This window comes from Stenotrophomonas sepilia (genome assembly GCF_003244875.1).
In the GTDB taxonomy this organism is placed as follows: domain Bacteria; phylum Pseudomonadota; class Gammaproteobacteria; order Xanthomonadales; family Xanthomonadaceae; genus Stenotrophomonas; species Stenotrophomonas sepilia.
Genome location: NZ_LXXZ01000072.1, coordinates 24,493 through 36,923 on the forward strand (window position 1 = coordinate 24,493; position 12,431 = coordinate 36,923).

At 66.6% G+C, this 12,431-nt stretch carries 13 protein-coding genes; all 13 read right to left on the reverse strand.

The window, feature by feature from the left end; genetic code table 11:
- Nucleotides 1-3: 3 nt before the first annotated feature.
- The 13 genes from A7X97_RS14910 to A7X97_RS14970 all read right to left on the reverse strand — a co-directional run bounded on the left by A7X97_RS14910 (nt 4) and on the right by A7X97_RS14970 (nt 12,396).
- Nucleotides 4-4,578: a tape measure protein gene (locus A7X97_RS14910; RefSeq protein ID WP_111008115.1), complete on the reverse strand. Its 4,575-nt coding sequence runs from the start codon at nt 4,576-4,578 to the stop codon at nt 4-6.
- 57 nt (nt 4,579-4,635) lie between these two features.
- Nucleotides 4,636-4,965 carry a hypothetical protein gene (locus tag A7X97_RS14915; RefSeq protein ID WP_111008116.1) on the reverse strand — a complete coding sequence of 110 codons (330 nt, stop codon included), beginning with the start codon at nt 4,963-4,965 and terminating at the stop codon, nt 4,636-4,638.
- Nucleotides 4,966-4,998: 33 nt separating this feature from the next.
- Nucleotides 4,999-5,760 (reverse strand): hypothetical protein, encoded by a 762-nt coding sequence (locus tag A7X97_RS14920; RefSeq protein ID WP_245885021.1) that lies wholly within the window; start codon nt 5,758-5,760, stop codon nt 4,999-5,001.
- Nucleotides 5,761-5,764: 4 nt separating this feature from the next.
- Entirely contained in the window at nt 5,765-7,732 is a 1,968-nt protein-coding gene (locus A7X97_RS14925) for a hypothetical protein (protein WP_111008118.1), read from the reverse strand.
- Nucleotides 7,733-7,734: 2 nt separating this feature from the next.
- The gene (locus tag A7X97_RS14930) at nt 7,735-7,971 is read right to left on the reverse strand and encodes a hypothetical protein (RefSeq protein ID WP_231109155.1); all 237 of its coding nucleotides are present in this window, start codon (nt 7,969-7,971) and stop codon (nt 7,735-7,737) included.
- 56 nt (nt 7,972-8,027) lie between these two features.
- On the reverse strand, nt 8,028-8,402 hold the full coding sequence (locus A7X97_RS14935; protein WP_111008119.1) for a hypothetical protein: 375 nt from the start codon (nt 8,400-8,402) through the stop codon (nt 8,028-8,030).
- Between the two features lie 125 nt (nt 8,403-8,527).
- Complete coding sequence (locus A7X97_RS14940; RefSeq protein WP_049450663.1) at nt 8,528-9,001, reverse strand: phage tail tube protein; 474 nt, start codon at nt 8,999-9,001, stop codon at nt 8,528-8,530.
- Between the two features lie 78 nt (nt 9,002-9,079).
- Nucleotides 9,080-9,442 (reverse strand): tail completion protein gp17, encoded by a 363-nt coding sequence (gene gp17 / locus A7X97_RS14945; protein ID WP_111008120.1) that lies wholly within the window; start codon nt 9,440-9,442, stop codon nt 9,080-9,082.
- Nucleotides 9,439-9,942, reverse strand: coding sequence for an HK97-gp10 family putative phage morphogenesis protein (locus A7X97_RS14950; protein WP_111008121.1), 504 nt, complete (start codon nt 9,940-9,942; stop codon nt 9,439-9,441). The genes gp17 and A7X97_RS14950 overlap by 4 nt, the downstream gene beginning before the upstream one ends.
- Nucleotides 9,935-10,267 carry a phage head closure protein gene (locus A7X97_RS14955; protein WP_111008122.1) on the reverse strand — a complete coding sequence of 111 codons (333 nt, stop codon included), beginning with the start codon at nt 10,265-10,267 and terminating at the stop codon, nt 9,935-9,937. Before A7X97_RS14955 ends, A7X97_RS14950 begins: the two co-directional genes overlap by 8 nt.
- A complete protein-coding gene (locus tag A7X97_RS14960) occupies nt 10,264-10,686 on the reverse strand; it encodes a head-tail connector protein (RefSeq protein ID WP_049450655.1) in 423 nt (140 codons plus the stop codon). Before A7X97_RS14960 ends, A7X97_RS14955 begins: the two co-directional genes overlap by 4 nt.
- A gap of 3 nt (nt 10,687-10,689) precedes the next feature.
- Nucleotides 10,690-11,094 carry a hypothetical protein gene (locus A7X97_RS14965; RefSeq protein ID WP_111008123.1) on the reverse strand — a complete coding sequence of 135 codons (405 nt, stop codon included), beginning with the start codon at nt 11,092-11,094 and terminating at the stop codon, nt 10,690-10,692.
- A gap of 57 nt (nt 11,095-11,151) precedes the next feature.
- A complete protein-coding gene (locus A7X97_RS14970) occupies nt 11,152-12,396 on the reverse strand; it encodes a phage major capsid protein (RefSeq protein ID WP_099605632.1) in 1,245 nt (414 codons plus the stop codon).
- Nucleotides 12,397-12,431: the final 35 nt, after the last annotated feature.

The window sequence follows — 12,431 nt, forward strand, 5'->3', positions numbered from 1 at the left end:
GGATTACCTCGCGTTGAGTGCCTGACGCAGCGCGTTGCTGCTGGAGGCGCGGACGCCCTGGGTGGTGGTGGACAGCAGCTCGCGAAGCAACTGGTTCTGCTCGGTGAGCAGAGCATTGCTCTGCTGCACGGCCGCCGTGGTTTGGGACTGCGACTCGTTGTTCACCACCAGGTCGAACACCGCACGGCTGAAGTTGTCCGGCAGGGCCTCGATCGCGTCCGCCAGCTGTCCCATGCTGGTGCCGTCCTCGGTGTTCAGGTCGCCGACCTTCATACCGTCGATGAGAGCAGTCACCTGGTCGTACAGCCCGTTGTAGTCCTTGCCGCTGGCGTACAGGTTCCGGCCAAAGCCAAGGGCGGCCTGTGCCGCCGCTTGGGCTGCGCTGGTGTCTCCACCGGCCACGGCCCGCTCCAGCTCCTTCATGGCCTCGCCGAGCTTCTGCTGGTCCGTCAGCGGGGACAGATCGCTGATCGACAGGCCGTACTGCATGGCCTTCTTGTCCTTGTCGATCTGCGCCTGCAGCTTGCCCATGTTCATCGCGCGCAGCGCTTCGATCTTGGCCAGATCCTCGGCACGTGCGCCGGACAGGCCCAGGGCCTTGGCGTAGTCCTTGGCCGACTTCACCTGCTGCCGGTACGTCCGCTCGATGCTCAGGGCCTGCTGCTGGTAGCTGGACAGGTCGCCGGTCATAAGCTGCGTGGAAACGTCCGCCATCAGCGAGGCGTAGTTCCCAAGCAATCCGGTCACCTTCTCGACCTGGGTGGCCAGGTCCGTGCCGGCGACGCTGGCCAGGTCCTGGAAGTAATCCACCGCCTTGTTGACCTTGTCGACCTCCATCCCATTGAGGGCGCGGCCCAGCTCGTCGGCATTGCCCACCGCCAGTGCGATCGACGCACTCAGCGCGTTGAACACATCCGACGCCTCGAAGTAGCCGTCCAGCTGGCCTCCGAAGCCGGCAGCCTTCACCGCCTCGGTGAACAGCCGGTTGGTCATGTCACCGAGGTACGCCTCCAGCTGCGACTTGGCCTCGGCGGAGTCCGCCGACAGCTGCAGCTTGCCCAGGCTCACCCGCACGCCACCCAGCTGCTGGGTCAGGTCGACGCCCAACTGCTTGGCCAGGCCGGTTGCCGCCCCGCGAACCTGACGCGCGGCCATGTCGAACGTGCGATCAATCCCTGGATCAACCGCGCCGTACTGCGTCCACTTCTTGTCGGACCGGAAGAAGCCACCCTTCTGCTTGATATCGGCGTAGGTCTGGCCGTCGAAGCCTCCGAAGCCATACGAGCCGGTCAGGCCCTGGCCGGTGATCTTCGGCGCGCCGCGGCCGAACAGCTTGGCGTGGATGCTCGACCCGGACAGGATCGATGCGACCTTGTCGTTGAAACCCAGCCCACGGAACGTCTTGTCGGCGAGGCCCACCGCGCCGGCGGTGGCAATCTTGCCGGCCCAGCTCTCGCCGTTGGCGATGTTCCAGCCCTGATCGAACAGCTCGGCGTTCTTCATCATGCCGGCCACGATCCAGCCGATGATCGGGACCGCAGCAGCAGCAGATCCAGCCGCACCGGCACCAGCAGCAGCGGAAGAACCACCCGCTGCGGCTGCGCCGCCACCGGTAAGGGCGGCAACGTTGTTGCCGAAGCCGAGCAGACTGCCGGCGCTGGCGCCGCTGCTCGCCGCACCGGCGCCCGCACTGAACAGCCCCTGGCCCTTGGACAGCAGCCCGGCAATGGTCCCCAGGTTCTGACCGCCGCCGGCGGCGCCATTGCCACCGAACAGCCCCATGATGCTCTGCAGGCTCAGGCCACCGCCCTGGCCGTTCATTCCGTTGAGGATCTGCGTCTGGATCGGGATCACGATCTTCTGCTGCAGGAACTCGCGGGCCAGGTCACGCAGCCCGCGCTTGGCGGCATCCTTCAGGTCGTCCCACAGGTTGTCGAAGTCGCGCATGCCGCCGGCAACGAAGTCGGCCATGGCGTCGGCGGCATCGCCCACGCCGTTGACGACCACGCCGGCCCACGCTTCAACGTTGGCAGCGGCCTCCTCCACGCGCAGCGACAGATCGGCAGATGCTCGGGCGGCGTCCAGCATGGACTGCTCGTACTGCTCGTAGCTCGCTGCCCCCTTGGACAGCGCCAGCGCTTCCTTGCCGCCAGCTGCCTCCACCGCCTTCTGCAGCTCCTGCCGCATGTCCCGCTCGTTCATCATCTCGCGCCGCGAAAGCTCGCGCGCGCGGCCCACCTTGCCGAGCATGGCGACCTCGGCATCCATGGTCGCAAGCAGCGCCTCGGGACTGGCCAGGGCCTTCTTGATCTCCGCGCTGGACTGCTCCAACGCCTTCTGCGACTCCAGGACCAGCGTGTTGTACGCGGCCCGCTCGATGCGCCCTTCCTTCAGCGCTTCCTTCAGCTTGTCCTCGAGCTGCTTCTGTCGCTCGGTGGCCTCGGCCAGCGGCCCGGCCATCGTTGCCGCGGCCATTGCAGCCTGCTCGTTGTAGCGCTTGATCGCTTCCGCATCTGCCTTGCGATCCTTGGCGCCGGCGCGCTCAGCAGCTGCCGACGCCTTGCGCGACTCCGTGAAGTTTTTCTGCGCAGCGGCCAGCTCCGTCTGGAGCCGGATGTACTGTGCGCCCTGCTCGATGTACTGCTTGACCTTCGGGTCGTCGCGCTTGGAAAAGTCGACGCCGCTGGCCTGGGCCTCCTTGAACCAGTCATTTACGTCCAGCTTTGCGACCTCGGCTGCACTCTTGCCGACGCGGGCGAGCTGGCCCGGCAGCGACTGCATTGCCGACGCGATGCGCTTGCCCGCGGCGCCTGCCGAGTCGCCCAGAACGTTGAACGATCCCGACAGGGCGTCGGTTGCGCTCTTCGCCTGGCTACTGCTGCCCGTGAAGGCGTCGAGGATCGCCCGCTTACGATCGACCTCCCTGCCAGCAGTCGCCGCGGCAGCGGTCTCTTCCGTGAGGCTCTTCGCCACGGTGGCCGCCGCTGGCGAGCCAGCGATCATCGCCCGCCATGCTGCCTCCAAGCCACTGGAGAACTCATCGGCGCCAATCTTGCCGGCCTTGAAGGCAGCATCAAGCCGTTGGGTCTCCTGGATGAACTCGGACGCCTGGCTAGCGGTGGCGAAGTTCGTCGCCGCTGCGACCATCTCTGTGATCGAACCGGTGATGGTCCGGTAGTTCTCGTCGATCTCCTTCTGCAGTCGAAGGATCTCGCCGGCCTGCATCTGGGCGTTGAGGGTCTTGAACTTCTCGATGGCAGTGTCAGCCGCACCACCGAAATCGATCAGCGCAGCCGACGCAATCTTCGTGTTGTCGCGGAAGATCAACCAGCCCGCAGCGGCAGTGGCCAGCATGGTCACAATGCCCGCCGGACCTCCCAGCATGGCAAGCGTCGCTGATCCAGCACGCGCAAGCCAACCGGCGTTGGCCGCTGTTGCCTGGGTTTGCGCCTGAGCCAGCAGCAGCGTGGCCTGTCGATGCTCAAGGGTCGCTGCAGCGGCTTTGCTGCTCACCGAAACGCTACCGCCGATCGCAGCCGTGCGGCGCACCTCCGCTTCCGCATCGAGCATCGCTGCACGGGTCCGCAGCTCGAGCTGCTGCGCAGCGGCCAGGTTCTGAGCCGCTGCGGCCCGGTCTGCCGCCATACCAGCGTTGGCCGCAGCGACCCGCGCCAGTAGTCCTTTCAGCAGCGGTCCCGATGCTACTGCCGCTCCGGCGACAGCTACCATTTCGAGATTGCTGCCGAGGGCACCGATGCCGGCTGCAAGCGCCTTGGATGCGCCGGTTGCCTCGTCGGCACGGCCAATCATGACCTGCAAGTTGTTGTTGAACAGCGTCATTGCCTGCCCAACGGTGGAATCCATCTTGCCGAACGCCTCGTCCACAGCGCCGGCCTGGCTCTGCAACGCGCTGATCACTTGCTGTGACGACAACTTGCCCGCGGCGCCCAGTTCACGCAGTTTCCCGATCGGTACGTTCAGGCCCTTGGCGATGGCCTGGGCCAGGGCTGGCGCCTGCTCGAGTACCGAGTTCAGCTCTTCACCTCGAAGGGTGCCAGAGGCGAACGCCTGACCCAACTGCACGAGAGCGGCATCGGCACCCGCCGCGGAAGTGCCGCTGATCACCATCGTTTTGCTGATGGTCTCAACAACGCGTGCCAAGTCTCTCCCAGACAGACCGAGGGCCTCCTGGTTCATCGCGATTCGCTGGTACAGCTCCGCAGTCGCACCCAGCGGCTGTCGCGCTGCGCCGGCAATCCGGATCACGTCAGCCTGCGCTGCAGCGAACTGCGCCTGGCCCTGCGTGACCAGTCGCAGCCTGTTGTTGAGGTTCGTCCATTCGTCGGCCTTGCCAATTGCGGCTTTTACGGCCACCAAGGCTGATGTAAGACCCACCGCCTCAGTCGCTACCCGACGAAATCCGGCCGCGACCTCATCGGCGCCGCGACGCGCGGCGTCTGACATAGACGATTGGATCGTAGCCATGTCGCGCTGCACGACGCGCGCGGCCTTCCCGCTGTCACGCTCGAACGATCCCGACTTCAGCAGCAGGTCGACGGTAAGGGTGTAGAGGCTCATCGCGCTTCCAAAAAAAAAGCCCGCACATGGCGGGCTTGGGTCTGATGGGGAAAAGTTCTACGGAATCGGGATTTCCGACCCGTTGATGGTCATCTGTGTCACGGTTCCCTCAGCGTTCGTGACACACGACGCGGATGCAGGCTTCGTGGAACCGCCTGTTTCAGAAATGACCAGCCCGGCCCCGGCGGGCCAGGCGAAGTAGTGTTCGTTGGCGGATCCCATGTCCTTCACGTACGGCACCTTGGTGCGGTTCGGGTCCGCTGACGCCGCTTGAATCGCGCTCATGCAGTTCAGCAACCCGCGCTTGGCTCCATCGTCCTGTGCCGTCGAACAGCCAGCTGCCAGCGAGAGCAGCAGCACCGGCGCCAACTTGATTAGATGCTTCATAGAACCTCCCGATATCTGCGGGGATCATGCCAGCTACGTCGGGATTTCCTCAAATTCCATGTACCCGGTGAAGTACTGCCGGCTGATGTTCTCCGCCGATGGCAGCTGTGTCGGGTAGCCGTAGAGCGCCGACCGCGCCGCCAGCAGCGGGTCGAACGCCTTGCTGGCCATGTCCCGGTACTGCGGCACAACGCAGGAGCGCCGGCGTCCCGCGATCGCTGCCGCCACCGTCTCCCAATCGGTCCCGCCCAGTCCACCGCCGCGCACGGCAGCTGTCGCCCGGCCGGACAAGGTGCAGGTCAGCCGGCGGTACAGAGGCCCAGGAACCGTGTTGACCTGCCCACCCTTGGTGCGGGTGTGCACGCTGGTGTCGATCGTGGCCACCGCCCAGCCGTCGCTGATGCCCACCTCGACTGCGCGGAAGATCGCGATCTCGCCCACGTCCACGTTCGTGGCAGTTGTGGCGATCTCGACGGACACTGTCGAGACGAGGGCGCCGGCCTGCGGAAACAGCCACGCGCAGACACTACCGTCGGGCAGCCGCACCGTGGCGGTGCTGGCGCCGGCCACGCTCACCTGCACGCCGGGCGGGATGTTGAGGCCGAGAACCGCGATGATCCCCGGCACAACAGCCTCGGCCAGGGTGATCGTGATCGCCAACGAGCCGGTGCGCCGGATCCGCGACGAGCGCCCAGGCTTGCCATCGAAGAGCGCCGAGCCTTGGTCGGCCGACAGCCACGTTCCACCGGTGAGGGTGGCCGTCTCCACCGCCGGCATGCCATATCCAATCAACACGTCATCATCCCCACAGGGTAAGCACCACGTCCCCCGTGGCAGGGTTGCGCTCTACGCGCCGCACCAGCACCGGCTTGCCATCGGCCAGGCCGTAGCGGCTGTAGGTCAGCCGGCCGATCTGACCAGGGAGCGGGGCCATGTCCTGATCACCGCGAATGGCGACCTGGTAGAAGAACCGCTGCCGCTGATACATCGCCACGACGCGGTTGATCTCGGCCTGCGCGTCGGCCGCATGCCAGAACAGCGAAATGACCGGATCGGCGGCGTCGGCGCGGCGGTAGTGTGCGTCCAGTGCGCCCGCAGCGAACACCTGACCTCGGTAGAGGCCCGTCAGCTCGTCGCGGCGGCTCTGCGGAACATCCACCACGTCCGTGACCAGGTCGGAGGCGCCGAGGGCCTGCGCGTTCGGCCGGTAGGCCATGCGCCGGGTCAGGTTGGGCGCGTCGTCCGGGACGCCGACCAGGTCGCTGGCCATGTCGGCTTCCGAGATCTCAAACGCCGGCTGCCCTTGATAGGTCTCCGGCGCGACCACCTGGACGAAGCGCAGCACACCGGTAGGATCCTGGTAGCACCCGACACCGTAGCTGGGCAGCATCGCGTTCAAGGCATCCCTGCCCGTGATCGCCGCCCCGGCGTAGTAGCCGATACCGGCGTAGCCGGTTGCAGCGTCCACCGCTGCACAATCCGCCGCCGACCACGCCCCCGCCCCGAGACGAGCCATCACGTCGCCCACGGCCTGCTCCAGGCTCGCCGGGGCCATACCGGGGCCGATGCTCGAACCATCGACCACCACTGGAGTGACGGGCGGAGACTTCAGCAGCAGCTGCTGGCCGTCCGGCGCCATGCTGAAGGTGCCGTCTTCCATCAGGTCGCCGCGGTCCATCACAGCGTTTACGTGCACAGGGCTGTCGGCCAGGAACATCGCTGTCGCATCCGAATTGGCGCCGGCTGCCGGCACGCTGGCCACCGCCCCGATCACTACCGGCTGCGGCTTCCAGGCCAGTGAGGTGATGTTGGGCAGGAACACGCCCCGGTTGATGGTCTGGCCCAGGTAGTCGTGCGCATCGCGCAGATGCAGGGTCTTGCTGCCGTCGTCGCTCACCTCGATCTGATCGATGACGCAGCGAAACACCGGAGCGGCGTCGGCCAGCATACCGCCGTCGTCCACCTGCAGGATGCGCACCGCAGCGCCCGAGGCACCGGACAATGCCAGGCCATCCAGCAGCCCCTCGGCGTCGGCGACCACGCATTCCGCCGCTGCCGTCTGCGACACCGGATCTCCGCCCCACGGCCAGAAGCTCAGTTCCTGAACGAGGTTGACGCCCTCGGCGACCAGCCCTTCGTACCGGACATTGGCCGGGCTATCGCCTGGCGCGGAAAGCCAGTCATCGTCGGCCAGCCGCGTGGTCGGCGCTTGGGCCTGGTCCAGCTTCCAACCGGCAACAGCGGCATCGCTGCGGGCGCCCCACTGCCCAGCGTTCACGGCCAGGCACAGTCCACCGGCCTTCGTCGCAGCCAGTGCGGCGGCGAAGTGGAGCGGCCCGGCCAGCAGCAGGTCGCGCTGGTGGACCAGCGCGCCGTTTAGATACAGGTGGAGCCGGGAGGGACTGCCGAAGGAGACCCGCATCCCGACGATATCGCCCAACGCGACCACGGGCAGACCGGTTGCGATCGCGCCAACGCCCTGGATCAGGCGACCGGTGGCCAGTTCCCAGCCGATACCCTCCCCGTTCGCGCCCGGCGCTTGGCTGAGGGGCGCTGCTGCCGTGACAAAGCCCACGACCGCCGAGAGGTCGTCATCGCCCCACAACGCGAATTCGACGCCGACAACGCCGGCGCTGAGGGCAAAGTCGGACCGGGCGCAGCGGTTGAGGTCGGCTGCTGCGGTCGTGGCAAGAGTGAGCCCACCGTCGCGCGCAGCGAGCAGCGGGCCGATCGGGAGCGCGGCAAAGCGCCCATAGGTGTCGGTCATGGCTATCCCAGTCGATCGAACCAGTCCTGTGCCTCGTCCTCCTCGGAACGTGGTACGAGGGTTTCCAGGTACTCCTGAAAGGAGCGCTTGGTGCCGCCCTGGCTGTGTGAGGCGGTGATGTATGCGGCGAAGGCAGCGGGCTTGATGTGCAGGCTTACGGGGTCGATGGGGTTCCGCTTATGGAACTCCCACCATTCGAGGAACTCCCGACGCGACATGCTCGCCTGCAGCTCGGACACCGTGCGATGCAGGTGGCCGGCGAGGACCTTCCAGAACCAGTCCTCGCCGCGCTGCCTTAGCCGTTTCCCGCGTCGGCCTGGGCTTGGGCAGCATCCTCGCCGAAGCCGGAATGCTTCATGGCCACGCGCTGCAGCTCGGCGGCAACCAGCGGCTTGAGCTGGGCGGCCTGCTCCACGTTCATGACGGGCTTGCCGTCCTCGTCGCAGATGGTCGCTGCGATCAGCTTGGCGCGGTCGCCTTCGCCCCACAGCTTGCGGAACTCCGCATCCGGCAGCTCGCGAACATGGAACTGCGCCTTGGCACCGTTGGGCAAGGTGATCGTGTCGGCGCGAACGTCCTTGGAGGCGAACATGCCCAGGTTGGTGAACGATTGCAGGACGCTCAGAGGCTGCTGCGGCTGGGTTTGGGTGATGTCGCTGGTCTTGCTCATTGGCCGTTTCCTTGAATGGCGACAGGGCGCGCGGGCCGCGCACGGCTAACACGCGGAGGATCCGCGCGCCCTGTCAGAGAGATGGCCCGCCGGAGCGGGCCTGGGTGTGCGCCGTTGCCGCAGCCTTACGGCGTCGGGCGGTGCGTGGTGACGGCGCCGGAGCCGCGGATGGTGATCGTCGCCTTCCACACATCGTTGTCCTGGCTGGTCACGGCGAAGTTCTGCACGAAGCCGTCGAACTGCTTGGACAGCACGGTGTCCGGCGGGGTGATCTTTCCCGCAACGGCGGTCGGCTTGGCCACACCTTCGGTTTCCGACAGCGGCGCGGTCACCAGCCAATTCACGACGGCACCGGTCTCGTGCAGCTCTTCCAGCTTCTCGTGGTCGACGCTGTCGTAGATGATCTCGATGCTGGTGCTGCCGGTCTGCTTGCGGCCGGCGACGAACTGATCCCAGTCGTCGTCGTAGTCGGAGATATCGATCTCCGACGCCTGGCCATCGGGGAAGCCGACCGTACGCAGGCGGGTCACCTTGATGACCTCGGCCGCGGCGATGGCGACGAACAGCTGCGTGTGCTTCGACTTGATTACCTGTCCCATAGGGGTTTCCTTGTGTTGCGCCCGTCGCCGGGCATGAAAAAGGCCCCTTGCGGGGCCAGTGGGTTGCCGTTGTGTGGTTCAGCGCAGTTGCAGGAGCCTGGCGTCGAAGGAGATGCCAAAGGCGTCCGTGCCGTCGCTGCCAGGCGTCGGGTTGTAAGACTCGATGCTGCCCACGCGCTCGATCGCGTCGCGGATGGCGACGGCCGCGCCGTTGGCCTGCGTCATGGCTTTGCCCCACACGGTTAATCGGACTCGCCAGCCGTCGGCCGGCGGCGCATCGGACAGCATCGCGGTGGGCGATCCGCCGACCACCTCCCACGTCGCGTAGGGCAGTGCTGCATCCTGTGGCGCGGTTCCCGGCCACAACCGGATCGGGTCGCCCAGCACGTGCCGAACCGCTGCATCACCCTGCAGCAGGGACTGGATCAGGGGAACCATCATCGCCAGCCATCCTTCTTGAGCTGCTTGTCGAGCGCCGCCCAGGTTTCATTGATGATCACCTGCGCCGCCTCCGGCCCCTTGGCCTCGCCTGCCGGCGTGAGGAACGGCTCGGCCCTCATCTTCCTGGTGCCGAATTCCTTGAAGCGCCAGTAATAGGCCCAGCCCGCCTCCTCATAAACCTTCCCGACGCGGCCGCGGCGCCGGTTGCGCTTGGTGTTGGCGTACTTGCGCCGGCGACCGGTCTTAACCCCGACCGTGTAGTACTCGCCGCCCTGGCCTACACCTGCGCGCTGCCGGCTCTTGGTGTTGGCCCGGCGGGTGACGATCTGCGAGGCCATGAACCCCGATGCTCTCGGGGCGCGGCGGCGGGCGTCGTCACGGATGACGTTGCCACCTTTGCGCATACCGGCTTGCACGGCTCGCCCTTGAATCGCCTTGGGCGCCTCCCGCAGTGAGCGCAGGAGGCCGTCCAGGCCGTCGATCTTCACTTGCTCAGCCATCGGACACCCCGGCATCGACCATCAGCGTGATATGCCCGCGTGCTGTCGCATCTGGCAGCACCGCACGAATCGCGTACACCTGCCCGTCGAACACCACGCGCATGGTCGGCACTACCCCGGGCAGGTAAGGGATCTCGATGCGCGCAGTCACCTCTCCATGCTCGGCTGCGGCCGCGGTGAACTCCCGACCCGAGAGCGGAACCACCTCTGCCGGCACGTCAGCCCGCCATCTACGCCATTGCTTCACGTCCCCGCCGAGCGGATCACGCACCGGGCCGTAGTCCTGCAGCTCGATGCGATGCCGGTACTTGCCCGCCCGCCTCATGGCAGCACCCGCCGGTAGGGAAACATCAGCCGGTCCAGGGTTGGGTTCTCGGCCAACTGCGAGCCAGCCACCACCGCCTCGCGGTTGGCATACAGGTCACCCAGCAACAGCAGTACGGCCGCGCGCAACGGCCCCGGAAGCGGGCCAGGTGTCGTCGTGAACTTGACCGGATAGGCGCCTGGCTCGCTGTCGAGCGCCGCCGGCTCAATAGGCAGCGGAGAGCGGCCCTCGCCGACCGGGGTCCACTCATAGGTCGCTGCTGCCAACGCATACCCCGTGGTGCGCTCCACCGACTCACGCGCGGCGGTGATGAAGGCGCCGATCAGCGCGTCGTCGGCATCGTGGATAACTACCAGGTGCGCCTTCGCTTCGCTCAGCGACACGGGTTCCTCTGCCGCCGGGGTCAACGTGCGCAGCATGGGTCATTCCTCCGGCGTTGCCGACTTGATGGCATTGGGGTGGGGGTCGATCAGTCCGCCAAGGCGCAGCGCCTCAACGTGTGCCGCGTTGACCTGGATCACCTGGCCAACCTTCCCGAGGTGGTTGTTACTGAGCACCAGCGCCGGCACGGTTTCGCCCTCCGGCGGAGCCGGTTCTTTATCCGGTGGCGGCAGGTCGTTGTCCGCCTTCACGGTTTCGGGCCTCTGGCTGTCTCCGCCCTCGTCCGTCTCCGGCTCAACGGCGGCAGCCGCCGCGTCAGCCTCGGGGCTTTCGGCGTCCGCCTGCTCGCCCTGGCCAGCCGCTGCGTCCACTACCCCAGCGGGCCCTTCCTGCGCGTCGGCCGGACCGCTGGCCGCCTGCGCGGAGGTGTTCTTCTGCTTTGCCATGATCGTCTCCGAGGGACGCCCACGCTGGGGCGTCCCTCCGTTCTTGGGCCGAGGCGGTTAAGCCGCAGCGCCGTGCTTGAAGGTCTTCACCGCGCCGCCCACGTCGACCAGGTTGCCGCCGGAGCGCATCCAGGCCATGAAGCCCACCTGGCCCTTCTTCACGTAGGCCGAGTCGTTGAAGCGGAACAGGGTCACGGCCATCACGTCGCGGATCTTGTAGTAGCTGAAGTCGCCGAACGCGATCGAGGTGGCGCCCGCGGCCGGAGCCGGAGCGTGCTGGTTGATCTGGATATCGCGGTTCAGCAGACGATCCGGCGCACCGCCCGGATTGCCCTGCTCGTAACCCGGCACGAAGATCGGCCGGCCCTGGTCGTCCTTCACCTTGCGGATCAGCTTCAGCATGTCGTCGTGGAACATCCACTTGGCCAGCTGGCGATACGCCGGATCGACGCTGTGCTCCAGGTCGACCAGGTCGTCGTAGGTGACGATCGGCAGCGCCGAGACAGCGCCGATCTTGCCCACCGTCGCGGCAGTAAAGGCGCCCATCGGCTGCCCAACGCCGGTGCCGACGGAGTAGTGGCGGTTGGTGACGCGGCCCAGGCGGGTCTGCAAGCGCTTCTCGATGAAGCCGGCGATATCGGCCGTGCTGTCCTGCAGCAGCTCCCACGGCACGGTCACCACCTTGGAGCTGTACTTGTACACCTGCAGGCCCTTGGTGCCGAAGGCCACGTCCTGGTCGTTCGCCGACTGGTTTTCAGCGACCAGTTCGCCCTCTTCGGAGGTGCCATCGCTGGTCGGGTACTGCATCGGCTCGCCGCCGGCAGTGCTGAACACATCAGCCACCTGGCGCATGCCGCCGAATGCCTTCAGGGCATCCAGGATCTGCTCGGCCAGCGTAGTCGGAACGGTGTAGCCACCCTGCTCCGGGTTGACGGCCGGATTGCCCGACATGGCCGCGTTGACCTGCTTCCAGTCCTCGGCGCTCAGGGCGCTGTCACCGCCACGCGCCCAGCGGTCGAACAGGCGCTCCTCGTTGGAGAGGTCACGACCGCCGCGGTTGGCAGTGTCGTGCTCACGCACGCCCTGTTCGCGCAGCGCCTCGTCGGCCGTCAGGTCCATGACCTTCTGATGACGCTCGATCGCCGCGTCGATGCGCTCGATCTCGGCGATGTTGTTGTCGTACTTAGCCTGGTTCTCCGGCGTCCACTTGTTGCCGTCACCGGTGCTGGTGTCCAGCAGGTTGCGGGTTTCCTTTGCCAGCGCGGTGCGGCGCTCCCGCTCGGCCTGAATGTTGAAGGGCATTGGTGATTTCCTCGTGTCGAAAAAAAACCGCCTTT